Origin of the sequence: Streptomyces sp. NBC_00572 (assembly GCF_026341815.1) — a bacterium.
GTDB lineage: Bacteria > Actinomycetota > Actinomycetes > Streptomycetales > Streptomycetaceae > Streptomyces.
In genome coordinates, this window is record NZ_JAPENX010000001.1 from 3,319,159 (window position 1) to 3,335,899 (window position 16,741).

20 protein-coding genes are annotated in these 16,741 nt (G+C 72.3%); 7 read left to right on the plus strand and 13 right to left on the minus strand.

Features of this window, described 5'->3' with window-relative positions; genetic code table 11:
- Positions 1 to 30: 30 nt before the first annotated feature.
- Entirely contained in the window at positions 31 to 234 is a 204-nt protein-coding gene (locus OG514_RS15410; RefSeq protein WP_266894917.1) for a hypothetical protein, read from the plus strand.
- Between the two features lie 141 nt (positions 235 to 375).
- Here the strand turns inward: OG514_RS15410 and OG514_RS15415 are convergent, their stop codons facing one another.
- The 7 genes from OG514_RS15415 to OG514_RS15445 all read right to left on the minus strand — a co-directional run bounded on the left by OG514_RS15415 (position 376) and on the right by OG514_RS15445 (position 6,337).
- The gene (locus tag OG514_RS15415) at positions 376 to 1,428 is read right to left on the minus strand and encodes a helix-turn-helix transcriptional regulator (RefSeq protein ID WP_266894919.1); all 1,053 of its coding nucleotides are present in this window, start codon (positions 1,426 to 1,428) and stop codon (positions 376 to 378) included.
- Between the two features lie 126 nt (positions 1,429 to 1,554).
- On the minus strand, positions 1,555 to 2,646 hold the full coding sequence (locus OG514_RS15420) for a helix-turn-helix domain-containing protein (RefSeq protein ID WP_266894920.1): 1,092 nt from the start codon (positions 2,644 to 2,646) through the stop codon (positions 1,555 to 1,557).
- A 142-nt stretch (positions 2,647 to 2,788) separates the two neighbouring features.
- Entirely contained in the window at positions 2,789 to 3,229 is a 441-nt protein-coding gene (locus OG514_RS15425; RefSeq protein WP_266894922.1) for a Fur family transcriptional regulator, read from the minus strand.
- Positions 3,230 to 3,340: 111 nt separating this feature from the next.
- Positions 3,341 to 4,234: a cyclopropane-fatty-acyl-phospholipid synthase family protein gene (locus OG514_RS15430; protein ID WP_266894924.1), complete on the minus strand. Its 894-nt coding sequence runs from the start codon at positions 4,232 to 4,234 to the stop codon at positions 3,341 to 3,343.
- A gap of 170 nt (positions 4,235 to 4,404) precedes the next feature.
- Positions 4,405 to 4,773 (minus strand): N-acetyltransferase, encoded by a 369-nt coding sequence (locus tag OG514_RS15435; protein WP_266894926.1) that lies wholly within the window; start codon positions 4,771 to 4,773, stop codon positions 4,405 to 4,407.
- 260 nt (positions 4,774 to 5,033) lie between these two features.
- The gene (locus tag OG514_RS15440) at positions 5,034 to 5,951 is read right to left on the minus strand and encodes a M56 family metallopeptidase (protein WP_266894928.1); all 918 of its coding nucleotides are present in this window, start codon (positions 5,949 to 5,951) and stop codon (positions 5,034 to 5,036) included.
- Entirely contained in the window at positions 5,948 to 6,337 is a 390-nt protein-coding gene (locus OG514_RS15445; protein ID WP_266894930.1) for a BlaI/MecI/CopY family transcriptional regulator, read from the minus strand. Before OG514_RS15445 ends, OG514_RS15440 begins: the two co-directional genes overlap by 4 nt.
- Before the next feature lie 83 nt (positions 6,338 to 6,420).
- Here OG514_RS15445 and OG514_RS15450 point away from each other — a divergent pair, with 83 nt between their 5' ends.
- Entirely contained in the window at positions 6,421 to 6,588 is a 168-nt protein-coding gene (locus tag OG514_RS15450; RefSeq protein ID WP_266894932.1) for a hypothetical protein, read from the plus strand.
- Positions 6,589 to 6,628: 40 nt separating this feature from the next.
- On the opposite strand, the gene OG514_RS15455 is transcribed toward OG514_RS15450, so the two are convergent.
- The 3 genes from OG514_RS15455 to OG514_RS15465 form a co-directional block, all read right to left on the minus strand.
- Positions 6,629 to 6,910, minus strand: coding sequence for a metal-sensitive transcriptional regulator (locus tag OG514_RS15455; RefSeq protein ID WP_189834861.1), 282 nt, complete (start codon positions 6,908 to 6,910; stop codon positions 6,629 to 6,631).
- Between the two features lie 42 nt (positions 6,911 to 6,952).
- Entirely contained in the window at positions 6,953 to 9,220 is a 2,268-nt protein-coding gene (locus OG514_RS15460) for a cation-translocating P-type ATPase (RefSeq protein ID WP_266894938.1), read from the minus strand.
- Positions 9,221 to 9,317: 97 nt separating this feature from the next.
- Positions 9,318 to 9,599 carry a heavy-metal-associated domain-containing protein gene (locus OG514_RS15465; protein ID WP_116159589.1) on the minus strand — a complete coding sequence of 94 codons (282 nt, stop codon included), beginning with the start codon at positions 9,597 to 9,599 and terminating at the stop codon, positions 9,318 to 9,320.
- 189 nt (positions 9,600 to 9,788) lie between these two features.
- Between OG514_RS15465 and OG514_RS15470 the strand changes: the two genes are divergently transcribed.
- The 3 genes from OG514_RS15470 (at position 9,789) to OG514_RS15480 (ending at position 12,696) form a co-directional block, all read left to right on the plus strand.
- Entirely contained in the window at positions 9,789 to 10,778 is a 990-nt protein-coding gene (locus OG514_RS15470) for a hypothetical protein (RefSeq protein WP_266894943.1), read from the plus strand.
- 53 nt (positions 10,779 to 10,831) lie between these two features.
- Positions 10,832 to 11,530, plus strand: a complete 699-nt coding sequence (locus tag OG514_RS15475; protein ID WP_266894945.1) for a copper homeostasis protein CutC — start codon at positions 10,832 to 10,834, stop codon at positions 11,528 to 11,530.
- A 239-nt stretch (positions 11,531 to 11,769) separates the two neighbouring features.
- Positions 11,770 to 12,696, plus strand: coding sequence for an aminoglycoside phosphotransferase family protein (locus OG514_RS15480; protein WP_266894947.1), 927 nt, complete (start codon positions 11,770 to 11,772; stop codon positions 12,694 to 12,696).
- Here OG514_RS15480 and OG514_RS15485 read toward each other — a convergent pair.
- The 3 genes from OG514_RS15485 to OG514_RS15495 all read right to left on the minus strand — a co-directional run bounded on the left by OG514_RS15485 (position 12,693) and on the right by OG514_RS15495 (position 15,797).
- A complete protein-coding gene (locus OG514_RS15485) occupies positions 12,693 to 13,265 on the minus strand; it encodes a dihydrofolate reductase family protein (protein WP_266894949.1) in 573 nt (190 codons plus the stop codon). The two genes, OG514_RS15480 and OG514_RS15485, sit on opposite strands and share 4 nt — an antisense overlap.
- An 88-nt stretch (positions 13,266 to 13,353) precedes the next feature.
- Positions 13,354 to 13,773 (minus strand): VOC family protein, encoded by a 420-nt coding sequence (locus OG514_RS15490; RefSeq protein WP_266894951.1) that lies wholly within the window; start codon positions 13,771 to 13,773, stop codon positions 13,354 to 13,356.
- Positions 13,770 to 15,797: an ATP-binding domain-containing protein gene (locus tag OG514_RS15495; RefSeq protein ID WP_266900857.1), complete on the minus strand. Its 2,028-nt coding sequence runs from the start codon at positions 15,795 to 15,797 to the stop codon at positions 13,770 to 13,772. The genes OG514_RS15490 and OG514_RS15495 overlap by 4 nt, the downstream gene beginning before the upstream one ends.
- 274 nt (positions 15,798 to 16,071) lie before the next feature.
- Here OG514_RS15495 and OG514_RS15500 point away from each other — a divergent pair, with 274 nt between their 5' ends.
- Together OG514_RS15500 and OG514_RS15505 are read left to right on the plus strand one after the other, a co-directional pair.
- The gene (locus tag OG514_RS15500; RefSeq protein WP_266894953.1) at positions 16,072 to 16,260 is read left to right on the plus strand and encodes a hypothetical protein; all 189 of its coding nucleotides are present in this window, start codon (positions 16,072 to 16,074) and stop codon (positions 16,258 to 16,260) included.
- Between the two features lie 49 nt (positions 16,261 to 16,309).
- Positions 16,310 to 16,633: a hypothetical protein gene (locus tag OG514_RS15505; protein ID WP_266894955.1), complete on the plus strand. Its 324-nt coding sequence runs from the start codon at positions 16,310 to 16,312 to the stop codon at positions 16,631 to 16,633.
- The last annotated feature ends 108 nt before the right edge of the window (positions 16,634 to 16,741 follow it).

Genomic DNA, 16,741 nt, shown 5'->3' on the forward strand with positions numbered 1-16,741 from the left:
GGAATTCACATTCCAAGTCCTGGAGGAATCATGTCCGTTGCGCAGACCGTCGGCATCCGCAAGACCATCCGTCAGCTCCTGGTCGCGGTGGCGGCCTGTACCGCCGTCGCGGGCGGCGCCACCTTCGCCATCGGCTCCGACGCCGACCACCCGGTCGCCCCCCAGACCGTCGCCGGCGTCGCCGAGGACAACGGCTGGCCGGTCATCCCCCCGAAGCCGACCCCGACCAACTGACATCACCTTTCGGGAAATTCATCCCGCGGATTCCCCTGGGGCCCGCCCCGGAATTCTTGAGCCGTCAGGCCCCGCAATCGCTGCCACGATTGTGGGGCCCCGGTATTTCCCCCGCGCCCCGGCGGCTCGTGAATGAGGTGGTCAGTCCAGCCAGCCGAGCCGCACCGCACGTGCCCCCGCCTCGAAACGGCTCGTCGCGCCCAGCTCCTGCATCAGCTCCGAAATCATCCGGCTGACCGTCCGCAGCGACACCCCGAGCGTCCGCGCGATCCGCTCGTCCTTCATCCCCGAGGCCAGCATGAGCAGCGCCGCCCGCTGCTGCTCCGAGAGGCCGTCGCCCCCCGCCTCCGCCGTCGCCTCGTTGCCGTACGGCGTCGCCGTGTGCCAGCAGTGCTCGTACAGGCTCAGATACGGCCGCACGAGCGCGCTGCCCCGTGCCAGGATCGCGCCCTCGCCCGGCTCCTCGGGGCGGATCGGCACCAGCGCGAACTGCTGGTCGGCGATGATCAGGTTCATCGGGACGACGGGGGCCAGGCGGATCTCCACGCCCAGCTCCGCCCGCTGCCCCAGGAACTTCTCCATCTCCGGGTCCGTGGCCTCCTGCCGGCCGTAGATGGCCCGCACCCGCACCCCGTTGGCGATCTGCCGCCGGTCCCGGTCGAGCATCCGGTCCGGGTTCTGCCGCCCCGGCATCCCCGGGTGCAGCGCGGCCGAACTCTCCTGCATCACGTCGGTGATGTCCTCGATGGCCTGCTGGATCCTGCGGTAGTCGGTCAGCGCCTCGACGTGCGCCTCCGCCCGGGTGAGCGCCTCGGCCCGCAGATAGGAACCCGCGAGGATCTCCAGCGTGCTGTACGCCTCGTCCGCCTCCGCCAGGTGCTCCCGCAGCCGCTCACGCTCACGCTCCAGGAGCCGCAGCAGCGCGATCTCCGGGTCGATCGCCGCGACCGTGTCCGTCTCGGAGCGCCAACTGCCGTCCTGCACCGCGGCGATGGTGGCGTGCGCCTGCCCGGTCGGCACGATCAGGCCCAGGGTGAGGAGTTCGCCGCGACATCGCTCGTACTCCTCCGGCGCGAGCCCGAGTTCCCTGCGGACCTCCTCGAAGTCCGAGACGCCCCGGCGGCGCAGCTCCTGGTACACGGCAAGGAGGACTTCGGTCGTGTCCTCCCCGATGCCGTCGCCCGCAGTGACCATGGCGAAGTGACCCCCTCATCCTCCGAGTCGCCCCGCCCTCACCTTGTCATACGGCTCGGCGGGAGTCCGTCGTGCAATGCCCGTACCCGTACCTGCACCTACCGTGTCGCACAGGAACTCCTTGGACTAGACCCCCTGTTCGGATCCCTCGCCGTCGAGCAGGCCGAGCCGGGCCGCCTTCACCCCGGCCTCGAAGCGGCTCGCCGCCCCCAGTTCCTGCATGACCTCCGAGAGGAGCCGGCTGACCGTCCGGAGCGAGACCCCGAGGCTCCGTGCGATCTGTTCGTCCTTGATCCCGGAGGCCAGCATGTGCAGCGCGGCCCGCTGCTGGTCGGACAACCCGTCGCCACCGCTCTCGCGGGGCTCCTCGCCGTACCGGGCGGCCGCCTGCCAGCAGTACTCGTAGAGCGCGAGGTAGGAGCGGACGAGGCCGGGGCCGCGGGCCAGGATGGTGGGCGAGTCCGGGTCGTGCGGGTCGGTCGGCAGCAGGGCGAAGTTCTCGTCGGCGAGGACCATGTTCATCGGGACGACGGGGGAGAGGCGCAGCTCCACCCCGAGCGCGGCCCGGTCGGCCAGGTGCTGGGTCATCTCGGGTACGGTGCCGACCCGCCGGCTGTACATGGCGCGGACCCGCACGCCCCGGTCGGCCCGGCGGCGGTCCCGGTCCAGCTCGGCGGCCATGTCCTCACGCCGCACGGACCCGGTGTGCATGACGTGCACGGCGGTACGGACGGACTCCGTGAGCTCCGTCAGCTCGCGCAGCACCCGCTGCGGGTCGGTGACGATCTCCACCTCGACCTCGGAGCGGGGGGCGGCCCCGGCACGCAGGAACGGTCCGGCGAGCGCTTCGAGGGCGGTGTGCGCGCGGCTGGTCGCGGCCAGCCGGTCCTGGAGCCGGTCACGCTCCCGGCGCAGCAGCCGCAGCAGGGCGACGTCGGGGTCGACGACGGTGGGGACGAGGGAGCGGGCGCGTGTCTCCGGGCCCCGGGGGGTCCCCGGTCCCGAAGCGTCCTGAGGGGCGTCCGGTTCCGAAGGGTCCTGAGGGGCGGTGAGTCCCAAGGAGGCGAGTTCCTCGCGACATCGCTCCCGCTCTTCGGCGGTGAGCTCCAGGCGGTCCGCGGCCTCGTCGAAGGCGGTGCCGGGGCGGGCGCGGAGTTCCTGGTAGACGGCGAGGGCCTGCTCGCTGCCCACGCGGGACACGGCGGCGTTTCTGGACACGGCGCAGCAGACTCCCCTCGGATCCGGTGGACCCTGTTGAATCGCCCCGCTAGACCCTGCCACAAAATCGAACGACACGCACGGAGTTGACCGGCGACCCGGTCCGCGGACGGGCGTCGGCTCGCACGGTCCTGACTGCGGCTCAGGCGGCGGGGGCGCTCGCCCGGCAGTCGGGGCACAGGCCCTTGAAGACGACCTCCGCGTCCTCCACCCGCCACTTCGGCAGGGCGCCCTTGGGCGGGGCGGGCGCGGCCGCCGCGACGTTCTCCACGCGGCCGCACACCGTGCACAGCGCGTGCTGGTGCGCCGGTCCGGAGATCTCGAAGACCGCGGGCAGGCCGGGCCGGTCGAACTTGCTGACCAGGCCCGTCTCCTGGAAGTGCCGCAGCATCTCGTACACGGCCTGGCTGGTCAGCGTGCCGAGCCGCTCGCGGGCGGTCGTGGTGATCGCCTCGACGTCGAGATGGCCGCCGGCGGCGAGCACCGTGAGCACCTCCAGGCGCGGGCCCGTGACCCGCAGCCCGACGTCGCGCAGGCGCTGGATCACCGCCTCGCGGCCCGTCAGCTCTTCCACGACTGCCATCTTCTCCGCCCGCCACCTGGTCGGCTCAAACTTTTGTGGGCATCGTACCTCTTGCTCGTCAACCTCGTCAGGTGTGCTTGTCGACCTCGTCAGGTGCTTCCGGCCGTCCGTTCAGTCGTCCGTCCTGCACACGAGCAGGACGGACTCGGTGCGGTCGTCGATCCGGTGCCGCCGCCGGCCCTCGATGTGCAGCCCCGCCGAGTGCAGCTCGGCCGCGAGCCGCTCGGGGTCCACGATCCACTTGTCGGTGGTCAGCACGACCCGCTCCGTGGACAGCTTCCCGGTCCTGACCGCGTAGTACGTGATCCGCTCGCTCATCGACGGCAGGTCGAAGACCTGCCGGGCCACCACCCACTCGTCGATGCCGTCGAAGCGCGGCACCTGGAACGCCCAGGTCCGCTGCGGCTCCGCGATCAGCCCCGGGAGCTGGTGCGCCGTGTAGTCGAGGGCGAGCGCCCCGCCCGTCTCCAGGTGGGACGCCACCTCCCGCAGCAGCTCCGGCCGCCGTGCCGGGGGCACGGCGGCGACCATCGCACCCGCGAGCAGCGCGAGCCGGTAGCTGCCTTCGAGCCGCAGCTCCGTGAGGTCCGTCCGGTGGGTGACGACCAGACCGGCCACCTGCGGACCGATCCGGCGGGCCCAGCTGTCGAGGCGCTCAAGGGCCGAGGCGTCCCGGTCCACGGCTTCCACGGCGAAGCCGTGCCGGGCGAACGGGACGGCGAGCCGCCCGGCGCCGGAGCCGAGGTCCAGAACGGGTCCGCCGGTGGAGCGGGCGAGGCTGAGGTACCGGACGATGTCCGCGCTGTGCGGGCCGAGCAGAGCGTCGTGCAGCCAGACGGAACTCTCGTCGGCGGAGGACACGGATTCGAGCCCGGGAAGGGTGTCCGAGGTGACCCGGACGCCGGCCCCGGGAGCGGGCTCGTGCTCCCGGCCGTATCGGGACGGCAGGACCGGAGCGAGCGCTGCGGGCACGACGGGCAGGGAAGTGCCGCTCGGTGTGTGCATCGCTCCTCCAGGGGCTCGCTCGGTCCATGCCGTCCGGACGAGGTGCCCGTGCCGCCGGGGACCGCGCCGCTGGACCCATCGTGACCTGGGGAGGGAACCCCGATCCACCGAATCGGGCTGCGTGAACACGCGATGGCGTGGATCTGCCACGCCCAGAGGTGCGACTCTCGCTAGAGCGTGCGGCTCCAGCGAGTGGCGGACAGGGCGGTGAAGCCGAGGTGGCTGTAGAACGGCAGCGCCGGGTCCGTCTCCGCGGGGAGTTCCACCCGCTGGTCCCGGGCCCCGAAGCTCCGCATCCGGTCCGTGGCCGCCGCCAGCAGGGCCGTACCCACGCCCCGGCGGCGGGAGCCGGACGCCACGGCCAGGGCGTACACCTCGCCCTCGCCCGGGACCGGGACGCCGCCCGCGGCGGCGCCGACGACCGTGCCCTCCGCGTCGGTGGCGACGAGCCAGCCGAGCCAGCCGGGCGCGCCCCCTGGAATTTCAATTTCCGCTCGTATGCGGGGGAGTGCGCATTGTGCGGAGATCAGTCGCCGCATCGGGATTTCGTCCAGTATTCCCGCGTAGCTGCTCCGAATGACGTCGGCAAGCAGCCTGGATATCGTCGTCGCATCGCCGGCCGCGGCCGTCCGAACGCCAGCCAGCTGCATTGGTTTTGTACCCTTCGACGTGCCGAGCCCGATCCCCAACATACCCACAATAGCGGGGAATTCAGTTGTTCGTGACCGATGCGAAATCTACGAATTCGCTTAGTAAATAGGGCTGTTCGGCATGTCGGACGGGTGCTGAACCGAGTCAATTATCCGGGGAAGGAACAGCAGGCGACGATCAAGGGGGTCATCGCGAGCCCTGCGGCCGCGATGGTCAACAGGCCGTGCAGAACGGGATGTCCGGCGCTGTGCGGAGTGAGGATGCGCCGCATCCGCAGCGCCGCCGAGGGCCCGCCCGCGGCGAAAGCGGACTTGGGCGCCCGCCCCGACGCGAGCGCGTACAGCGCCGTGGCCAGCGCGTCCCGCGTGCATCGGCGCAACGCCCGGTCGTCCGCGGCCATTTCGAGCAGTAGCGGTACGGAACCCCCGCCGTGCCGGGCGAGGGGGAGGTGCGGGAAGACGGCCGCGAAGGCCTCCGACGCGGCGACGAGGAGATGGTGCCGCCCCGCGATGTGCGCCCGCTCGTGCGCGAGCGCCGCCGCGAGCTGGGCCGGGGTGAGGGTGTCCACCGCGCCGGAGGAGACCACGACCCGGCGCGAACGGCCCGGCAGGCAGTACACGGCGGGCCGGGCGTCGTCGAGGACGGTGGCCCGCAGGGCGGGGTCGTACCGTCCGACGAGCCGCAGCACCCCCGCGTGCCGCACCCGCACCCGGCGGGCCCTGACCAGCCGGCGCACGAACGCGGCGGCCGGTACCGACAGGACGGCGAGGGAGAGCGAGAAGGCGAACCGCTCGCGCCCGTCGAGGTTCAGGAGCTCCTCGACCGTGGGCAGCTGGAAGGCGAACATCATGTCCGCCAGACGGTGGCTGCTCTCGCCCGACAGGACCAGCTGGGCGGGCAGCAGGGCGGTCGCGACGGCGAAGGCGGCGCCGCACGCGGCCCACACGCCGAGCGCGAGCCGGGGCGCCTGCTGGGCCCAGCGCGCCCGGACGAGCAGCCAGGGCACGAGGAATCCGGTGAGTACGGCGAGCCCGAGGGGGACGAGGACGTGGTGGTTCACGTTCACGTGCCGCTCCCGCCGGGCTGGGGTTCGTGGTCGCCGCGGGCGGCGCGCAGGGCCGCGTCGAGGGCGTCCATGTCCTCGTCGGAGATGACCTCCACGAACCGCAGGAGGGCGGCGGGGCGGTCCTGGCTGTCGCCGAGCGCGTCCCGCATCAGGCCCGCGGTGTACTCCTCGCGGCTGCGGACGGGCTCGTACAGCCAGGCCCGGCCGGCCTTCTCGCGGCGGAGCCAGCCCTTGCGGTGCAGGATGTCGGCGACCGTCATCACGGTCGTGTAGGCGACGCGTCGTCCCCGATTGATGTCGTCGACGACCTCGCGGACCGTGGCGGGCCGCTGCCAGGCCCACAGTCGGTCCATGATCTCGGCCTCCAGCTCTCCCAGCCGGCGCACGTGCATCCCCTCCCCCTACGGGCGGCTCATCGTACGGGCCGCTCCCCTCGCCGAGGTATACCCCCCAGGGGTACGGTGGCGGGATGTCGACCCTCATGAAGACCCTTACGCGAAACCGCCCCTGCGCGAAGGTCTGCGACTCCGGTCTGCCCGGATCGGTGGAGCTGGTGCTCCTCCGGCAGCTGCTCGGCCTCTGTCTCCGGCTGAGTCTCACGCTGTCCGCCGACTGTCCTTCACGCAAGGGCGGTTGATACCGGCCCACCGGTCCTTCGCCGGGCACGGCCTAGTCCGTCATGTCCGGATCAGCCGGGCGATCGCCTTCGACGCCTCGCCCACCTTCTCCTTCGCCTGGTCCCCGCCCTGCGCGATGGCCTCCGTGACGCAGCAGCTCAGGTGCTCGTCGAGCAGGGCCACCGCACAGGACTGGAGGGCCGCGTTGATCGCGGAGACCTGGGTGAGGACGTCGATGCAGTAGACGTCCTCGTCGACCATCCGCTGCACCCCCCTGACCTGGCCCTCGATCCGGCGCAGGCGTCTGATGATGTCTTCCTTGTGCTGTCCGTAACCGGCCACGGCGGGCTCCTCGGGGATTCGGCGGGGAAGGTGGGGTCCGGGTCAGCGGTCGGCGGCCTGGAAGCCCCGCAGGCGCAGGCTGTTGCCGACCACGAAGACCGAGGAGAAGGCCATGGCCGCGCCCGCGATCATCGGGTTGAGCAGTCCGGCCGCGGCGAGCGGCAGGGCCGCCACGTTGTAGGCGAAGGCCCAGAACAGGTTCGAGCGGATCGTCCCGAGCGTCTTGCGGGAGAGCCGGATGGCGTCGGCCGCGGCCCGCAGGTCTCCGCGTACCAGGGTCAGGTCGCCGGCCTCGATGGCGGCGTCCGTACCGGTGCCCATGGCCAGACCGAGGTCGGCCTGGGCGAGCGCGGCGGCGTCGTTGACCCCGTCGCCGACCATGGCGACCGAACGGCCCTCCGCCTGCAGCTTCTTGACGACGTCGACCTTGTCCTGCGGCATGACCTCCGCGATGACCTCGTCGATGCCGACCTCGGCGGCGACGGCCTCCGCGACCGCCTTGTTGTCACCGGTCAGCAGGATCGGCGTCAGACCGAGCGCGCGCAGCCGCTTGATGGCCTCGGCGCTGGTCTCCTTCACCGCGTCGGCGACCTCCAGGACCGCGCGGGCCTCGCCGTCCCAGGCCACCGCGATCGCGGTCCTGCCGGCCTTCTCGGCGGTGTCCTTCGCGGACTTGAGGCCCGCCGGGAGCGCCATGGCCCACTCGTCGAGGAGCTTCTCGCGGCCGACGAGGACGGCGTGGCCGTCGACGATGCCCTGGACGCCGAGCCCGGGGATGTTGGCGAAGTCCTCGGGGGCGGGCAGCTTCCCCACCTTGGCGGCGGCGCCGGTGGCGACGGCCTGGGCGATCGGGTGCTCGGAGGAGTGCTCCAGGGCGCCCGCGAGCCGCAGGACGTCCATCTCGCCGACGCCCTCGGCGGTGTGGACCTTGATGAGGGTCATCCGGCCGGTGGTGACGGTGCCGGTCTTGTCGAGGACGATCGTGTCGACCTTGCGGGTGGTCTCCAGGACCTCGGGTCCCTTGATGAGGATGCCGAGCTGCGCGCCGCGGCCGGTGCCGACCATGAGGGCGGTCGGGGTGGCCAGGCCGAGGGCGCAGGGGCAGGCGATGATCAGTACGGCGACGGCGGCGGTGAAGGCCGCGGTCAGCCCCTGCCCCGTACCCAGCCAGAAGCCGAGGGTGCCGAGCGCGAGCGCGATGACGATCGGGACGAAGACGGCCGAGATCCGGTCGGCGAGGCGCTGGGCGGCGGCCTTGCCGTTCTGCGCGTCCTCGACGAGCTTGGCCATGCGGGCGAGCTGGGTGTCGGACCCGACGCGGGTGGCCTCGACGACGAGGCGGCCGCCGGCGTTCAGGGTGGCGCCGGTGACGGAGTCGCCGACGGAGACCTCGACCGGCACGGACTCGCCGGTGAGCATGGAGGCGTCGACGGCGGAGGAGCCCTCGACGACGGTGCCGTCGGTGGCGATCTTCTCGCCCGGACGGACCAGGAAGCGGTCGCCGACCTGGAGATCGGCCGTCGGTACGGTGACCTCCTGGCCGCCGCGCAGAACGGTGACCTCCTTGGCGCCCAGCTGCATCAGCGCCTTGAGTGCGGCGCCGGCCTTCCGCTTCGAGCGGGCCTCGAAGTACCGGCCGGCGAGGATGAAGGAGGTGACGCCGGCCGCGGCCTCCAGGTAGATGTTCCCGGCGCCGTCGGTGCGGGCGATCGTGAACTCGAACGGGTGGGTCATCCCCGGCGTACCGGCGGTCCCGAAGAACAGCGCCCACAGGGACCAGAGGAACGCGGCGATGGTGCCGACCGAGATCAGCGTGTCCATGGTGGCGGCGCCGTGCTTGGCGTTGGTCCAGGCGGCGCGGTGGAACGGCCAGGCCGCGTACACGACGACCGGCGCGGCGAGCGTGAGGCTCAGCCACTGCCAGTACTCGATCTGGAGCGCCGGGATCATCGCCATGGCGATGACCGGCACGGCGAGCGAGACGGCGGTGACCAGGCGCTGCTTGAGGGGAAGCAGCGCCGCGTCGGCCTTCTCCTCGTCGGAGGGGCCCTCCGACGCGCCGGGGGCCTCGGACTCGGGGGGCGCGGGCTCGGCGGCGGTGTAGCCGGTGGCCTCGACGGTGGCGATCAGCGCGGCGACGTCGATGTCGGCGTCGAAGGTGACCTTCGCCTTCTCGGTCGCGTAGTTGACGGTGGCCTCGACCCCGTCCATCCGGTTGAGCTTCTTCTCGATACGGGCCGCACACGAGGCGCAGGTCATGCCGCCGATGGCGAGCTCGACCTGGGCGGTGCCCGGTGTCGTCGTTGTCATAGCTCCTGCTCCTCGTAAGTGCGGGTTCGGGGGCCGGGGCCCGGGTGGGACGGGGCGGGCCCCGGCGGCCGAGGGAAGGCCCTGAGAGGGCTGTCGGTCAGGCGCGGCCGGTGAGCTCGTAGCCCGCGTCGTCGACCGCCGCGGTGATCGCCGCGTCGTCGGGCTCGCCGCCCGTGGTCACGGTCACCAGACCGCCGGCGACGTCGACGTCCACCGAGATGACGCCGTCGAGCGCGCTGACGGACTTGGTGATCGCGGACTTGCAGTGGCCGCAGGTCATGCCGGAGACGGCGTAGACCGTGACGGTGCTGTCGGCGACCGCGACGGCGGTGGCCTCCGTGGTCGAGCAGCTGTTGTCGGGGGTGCAGCAGGAGCCCATGGCTTCTCCTCGGTCGAATCCGGTGCAGTGGATACCCTCGGGGGGTATCTGCTTCTGATTCCATGTATACCCCCCTGTGGTATCCGACGCAAGCGGATCCCCGACTTGACTTGATACCCCCCAGGGGTATGGTGAAGTGCATCGAACGGCCACCGCCGGCCGCCACCACCCACGTACGGGAGAGCAGCCATGAACACCGGAGTGAAGATCACTGCCTATGCCGCCGCGCTCGCCGCGACCTTCGGGGCCGCGTACGGGGTGGGCAAGGGTGTCGGCCCCGTCGAGGAGCCGGCGAAGGCCGCGCACGGGGAGCACGCGGCCGCGTCGCCCACCCCCTCGAAGAGCGCGGCGGCGGACGGGCACGCCGGACACGAGGAGGGCGCCGCCGACGGCACGGCCGCCGCCCCCGCCGCCGACACCCCCGGCGGCCTCCAGGTCTCCGAGGGCGGCTACACCCTGGCGATGGAGACCCCCGTCCCCGCCGCGGGCAAGAGCACCCTGAAGTTCTCGATCAAGGACGCGGCCGGCAAGAAGGTCACCGCGTTCACCACCGAGCACGGCAAGGAACTGCACTTCATCGTCGCCTCGCGCGACCTCAACACCTTCCGCCACCTGCACCCCGTGAAGGCGGCCGACGGCACCTGGTCGGTGGCCGCCGACCTGCCCGCCGCGGGCGGCTACAAGGCCTTCGCCGACTTCAAGCCCGCCGCGCCCGGCGCCAAGGGCATCACGCTCGGCGTCGACCTCTCCGTACCGGGGGCGTACGCGCCGAAGCCGCTGCCCGCCGTCGCCCCGACGTCCACCGTCGACGGCTACCAGGTCCGCCTCGGCGGCACCCTGGACCCCGGCAAGGCCGGCGAACTCCGGCTCACCGTCACCAAGGCGGGGAAGCCCGTCACCGACCTGGAGCCCTACCTCGGGGCGTACGGACACCTCGTCGCCCTGCGCGACGGCGACCTCGCCTACCTCCACGTGCACCCGAACGAGGGCGGCCCCGGCCCGGACGTCTCCTTCACGGCGACGGCGCCCAGCGCGGGCACGTACCGTCTGTTCCTCGACTTCCAGCACGAGGGCAAGGTGCGGACGGCGGCCTTCACCGTCACCACGGGTGGCGGCAGGGCACCCCTTCCCGCAGCCGGTGAGGCCACGCACGATGCGGGAGGGCACGCGCACGGCTAGGCTGGTCATTGGACTAGACCTATATAGCCGTCATTCATGGAGGAATGGGCTCGATGAGCAACCGTGCAGTCCTTGAGGTGATCGCCCTCGACGAGGAAGACGCGGTCGCTGCCCAGACCGGTGGAGCCGACCGGCTCGAACTCGTCACCGACATGGCGGCGGACGGACTCACCCCGTCCCTGGTCGGTTTCGCCGCCATCCGCGCCGCCGTCGACATCCCGCTGCGCGTGATGCTCCGCCTCACCGACGGCTTCGCGGCCGGGGGCCCCCGGGGAATCGACGCACTGGTCGGGCGCGCCCTGGAGCTGCGCGCGGCGGGCGCCGACGAGTTCGTCCTCGGCTTCCTCACCCCTGACGGCGAGCCCGACCTGGTGGCCGTCGAGCGGCTCATCGCCGTCCTCGACGGCGCCCGCTGGACCTTCCACCGGGCGATCGACCGCGCCGCCGACCGCGACGGACTGCGCAAGCGGCTCGCCGACCTGCCCGGCCTCGACACCTATCTGACGGCCGGCGCCGCCACCGGCGTCGACGACGGCCTGGCCACCCTCAAGGCCGAGACCGCCCGCGCGGGCGAGCCGGGCTACGAGGCCCAGATCCTCGTCGGCGGCGGCCTCCGCCTCGACCACCTCCCCGGACTGCGCGCGTCCGGCCTCGACGCCTTCCACATCGGCGGCGCCGCCCGCCCCCAGGGCTGGGCGGCCCCGGTCTCGGCGGACGCGGTACGGACGTGGCGCGAGGCACTGGACGCGTAGGACCCCCGGCAGCGGTCCCGCAACTACGGTCGCGGGCGCGGGAAGTACCCCGCGCGGGAAGTACCCCGCGCGGGCAGGCGCCCGGGAGGGCGCCGGCCCGGGAAAGCGACCGGGGTGGGAAGCACCCGGCCCGGGGTGCGCCCCTCCCGGGATGCGCCCCGCGCGGGCAGGCTCCCGGGCGCGCGCCCGCCCGGGAAAACGCCTGGCCTCGGGCGTGGCCCGGTCGTTAGCCTCTCCGCATGGCAGCCACGACGACCACGACCGCGCACTCCGACGAGCCGCCCGCCGTCGACAGCGAGCTCGTCGCCCGGCTCGTCGCCGGGCGGTTCCCCGAGTGGGCCGGCCTTCCGGTCCGGGCCGTGCGATCGGCCGGCACGGACAACGTCATGTTCCGGCTCGGGGACGAGCTCGTCGTCCGGCTGCCCCGGGCCCCCTACGCCGCGCGCCACGTCGAGAAGGAACAGCGCTGGCTGCCCCTGCTCGCCCCGCACCTGCCGCTGGACATCCCGGTCCCGGTGGGGCGGGCCGAGGCGAGCGCCGCGTTCCCGAGGCCCTGGTCGGTCTACCGCTGGCTCGACGGGGACGACACGTACAACACCCCGCTCACCGACCTCGCCCACGCGGCCGTCGAGCTGGGCCGCTTCGGCGCCGCCCTGCGCACCGTCGACGCGAGCGAAGGGCCCGCGTCCTTCCGGGGCGGTCACGTCACCGCGTGGGAGGACGGCCACCTGCCGGGCGCGATCCGCGACCTCGGCGCCGACGGCCTCATCGACCCGGAGCTCGCGACCGCCGCATGGGAGGCCGTCCTGCGGCTCCCGCAGTGGGAGGGCGCGCCCGTCTGGATCCACAGCGACCTGCTGCCGGGCAACCTGCTCGGCCACGAGGGCCGGCTCAGCGCCGTCATCGACTTCGGCGGCGTCGGTACGGGCGATCCGGCCTGCGACACGATGCCCGCATGGACCCTGTTCACCGCCGACACCCGCCCGCTCTTCCGCGAGGCGGCCCGCGTCGACGACGCGACCTGGGCACGCGGCCGAGGCTGGGCCCTGGCCTGGGGCCTGGTGACCGAGCACTACTACCGCGACACGAACCCCGTGCTCGCGGCCGTCGCCCGCCGCACCCGCATCGAGGCCCTGGCGGAGTACGCGGAGTCGATCACGCCCTAGCGGACGACGTCGAACACGTTCTTCTGGATGCCGTTGGAGTACGCCTCGTGCTCGACGAGCTTCAGCTTCTGCGTGTCCTTGTCCGTCTCGCTGAACAACCGCTTGCCCGCCCCGAGCAGCAGCGGGAAGACGAGCAGGTTGTACCGGTCGATCAGACCGGCGTCCGACAGCGCCCGGTTCAGCGAGGCGCTGCCGTGCATGATGATCGGGCCGCCCTCGGTCTCCTTCAGTGCGGCGACCTCGTCGAGCGAGCGCAGGATCGTGATCTCGCCCCAGTTGTCCACCAGGTCGTCCTCGGTGAGGGTCGTGGACACCACGTACTTCGGCAGCGTCTTGTAGCGGGCGAAGTCCGCCATGTCCGGCCAGACGGCGCTGAACGCCTCGTAGCTCGCCCGGCCGAGCAGCATCGCACCGGCCTCCTCCTGCTCCTGGCCCTTGAGTGCGTACGCCTCCGGGACGAAGTCCACCTCCTTGAAGGTCCAGCCCGAGTTCCGGTAGCCGGGCTCGCCGCCGGGGGCCTCCACGACACCGTCGAGCGAGACGAAGGCAGTGCTGATGAGAGTGCGCATCCGGGTTCTCCCGTGAGGTTCTTGACGGCTGCTCAGCCTCGGTGCTCAGCAGCGAATACAACCTATAGACCGGGGCCCGCGAAGAAACTCATCGCTCGTCGGGATCTTTCTTCGTGGCGGCGACGAGCTCCACCTCGAACCCGTCGGCGTTCTCCAGGTAGGCCGCGTAGACGCCCTCGCCTCCCGCGTACGGATGCCGGTCGGCGAACAGCAGCCGCCAGCCGTGCGCCGGCGCCTCGGTGACGAGGGCGTCGACGGCGGCCCGGTCACCGGCGTGGAAGGCCAGGTGGTTCAGGCCCGGCCGGAGCCGGTCGTGCCGGTCCGACGTGCGGGCCGGGGACTGCTCGACGACGAGGTAGAAGGAGTCGAGCGCCCAGCTGCGGCCGCCCTCCCAGCACTGGAAGGGCTCGTACCCGAGGGCGCCGAGGAGCCAGCCGAAGCTCGCCTCGGCGACGGCGAGATCGCCCACCCACACCTCGACGTGATGCAGGGCCCCGGCGCGGGTCACGCCGGTTCCAACTGGTGGGGAACGGGAGCCGAGTGAAGAATCGTCAGCCCGGAAACGGCGCGGGTCAGCGCCACGTACAGCCGTCGCAGGCCGGTCCGCTCGTCGGGCTCGCCGTCGACGACCGCCGCCGGCTCGTCCAGGACGACGTAGTCGTACTCCAGACCCTTCGCGAGCGAGGCCGGGACCAGCGTCAGCCGGGACTCGGCCGTGGTCTCCTCGCCGGGGGAGAGATACGCGAGACCGGCCGCCGTCAGCGCCTCCGCCAGCGGCGCGATCCGCGCGTCGGCGGCGATCAGCCCGATGGAGCCCTCGTGGGCGAGCGTCTCGACACAGGCCGCGACGACGTCCCGGTCCAGCGCGTCCGTGGGGCGTACGTCGAGCGAACCGGGATTCTCACGCACCGACTCCACCGCCGCGAGCCCCGGCGACATGTGCGGCAGGAGCCGCGAGGCGTAGGCGATCACCTCACGCGGCACGCGGAAACCGGCGGTCAGCTCCTCCACCACCGCCTCAGGCTTCCCCAGGTGCCCGAGCGCCTCCGCCCAGCTCGCCGTCGCCCACGGGGTGGTCCCCTGGGCCAGGTCGCCGAGGATCGTCGCCGAGCCGGTCGTGCAGCGTCGGCCCACCGCCCGGTACTGCATCGGGGACAGGTCCTGCGCCTCGTCGAGGACGACATGGCCCAGCGAGTGCGTCCGCTCCACCAGGTCCTGTGCCTCGTCGACGAGGACCGCGTCCGCCGCCGACCACTTCGCCGTCTTCACGCTCCGGGCGGGCTTCGCCCACAGCAGCAGCTTCTGCTCGTCCTCGGTGAACAGCCCCTCGGCGTGCTCCGCGAGGAACTCCGCGTCGCCGAGCAGCCGGAGCACCAGCTTCGCGGGCTCCACCAGCGGCCAGCACTCCTTCACGACGGCCTTCACCGCCGTGTTCCGCGCGACCGCGTTCTGCACCCGGTCGTCGGGCGCCTCGCCCGCCTGCTCCATCCGGACCAGGACCGCGTGCGCGATGCGCTGCGGCAGCGCCTCACGGGCGGCCCCGTACCGAATGTCGCGGTCCATCAACTCCTGGACGATCTCCTCCAGTTCGTACGCGGGCACCCGCCAGCGGCGCGAGCCGCGCACCACCATCAGGGGCTCCTTCGGCAGCGCCGCGTGCGAACGCACCGCGCGCCGCAGCAGCTCCGCCATCCGGGCGTCACCCTTGACGACGGCGGTCGCGGCCTCGTCCGTGCCGCGCACCTCGACCCGGCCGCCGACGAGATCGTCGACGGTGGCCTGCTTCACCTCCAACTCGCCGAGCGCGGGAAGGACTTGCTCGATGTAGTGGAGGAAGGACCGGTTGGGCCCGATGACGAGCGTCCCGGTACGGGCGAGCCGCTCCCGGTGCGCGTACAGCAGATAGGCGACACGGTGCAGACCGACGGCCGTCTTACCGGTCCCGGGCCCTCCCTGCACGCACACGGTCCCGGAGAGATCCGACCGGACGATCCCGTCCTGCTCGGGCTGGATCGTGGCGACGATGTCCCGCATCGGACCGACACGCGGCCGCTCGATCTCCGCCTGGAGCAGCCGGCTGGTCTGCTCCAGCTCCTCCGGGTCGGAGAGGTGCTCGTCCTCGTACGCGGTGAGCTCGCCGCCCGTGTAGCCGAAGCGCCGGCGCAGTCCGACGTCCTGCGGGTTCTTCTTCGAGGCCTGGTAGTACGGCTGCGACACCGGCGCACGCCAGTCGATCACCATCGGATCGCCGTCGGCGTCGTGGACGTGCCGCCGCCCGATGTAGAACCGCTGCCCCTCCTGCGTGGTGTGCAGGTAGTCGAGCCGCCCGAAGAACAGCGGTGTGTGGGACAGGTCGGCCAGCGCCTTGATGCGGTCCTCGATCTGCCGCCCGAGCACCACCGCGTTGACCCAGTTCGCGGTGACGTCCTTGATGTCGAGCGCCTCCACGTCCTCGCGCATCGCGCGCAGGGCGGCGCGGGACGAGCTCAGATGGGCGCGCTCGCGGGCCAGGGGATCGTCGGACACGGGCACGGACACGGACACGGACACGGCGGAGCCTCCGGGGCGAATGCGCGGATACACGGACACGTCGAGGTGGCCGCCGGTTACCGACCGGGCGGCGGCTCTCCACGAAGGGAGGCGGGGAAGCTGGCGAGTGTAACTCCTGAGCAGGGCCGGGAGCGAACCGTTTTCCCCCATCTCCACCCCGTAGGGGACGGGGTCCGTCTCACGTCGGATCCGACCGCCGCCCCGGTTCACCCCCCAGAGCGATGTGTTCGGTATGTCCGGATTCCATCATGGAGACATGACCGCGACGACCTTCACCCTCGTGACCACCGTGACCCGCCCCCGAGTCCACCCCCTCCACACGGCCTTGCGCGCGATACGCACCTTCGGCGGCGCGGCGGCCGGCGTCGTCCTCCTGGGCGACTACGGCCCGCCCGAGGCCGGCATCAGGAACCCGCGACCTGAGTACGCGCCGGGCCCCGACTGAGTACGAGAACGCCTGTCGGTACGGGACCGGCCCCTGATGTGATCGACCCATGACGACGCCGACCGACCTCACCGACCGCCCCCACGGCACCGACCTCACCGACCCCTACGCCCCGAGCCCCCGCGCCCTGCGCGTCATCGCCGGCTGCGGATTCCTCCTCCTGGCGGCCTGCTTCGTCGCCACCTTCATAGCGGTGCTCAGCGACGCCATCCAGGGGGACGGCGCCGCCAAGGGGTTCGTCACGGCGGCGTTCTGGACCCTGGTCGTGGGAGCCCTCACGGGAGTGGCGGCGCTGATCGCCCCCCGCAAGGGCCTGGTGATCGCCCAATACGTCCTGGCGATCACGGCCCCCGTGCTGGCGCTCATGGACTAGGGGGTGTTTCGAAAGTCCCGCACAGCACCCGTGGCGCCCGGCACGCCGAGGGCACGCACCGGACACCGCGGGCACCGCACAGGACTTTCGAAACACCCCCTAGCCGAC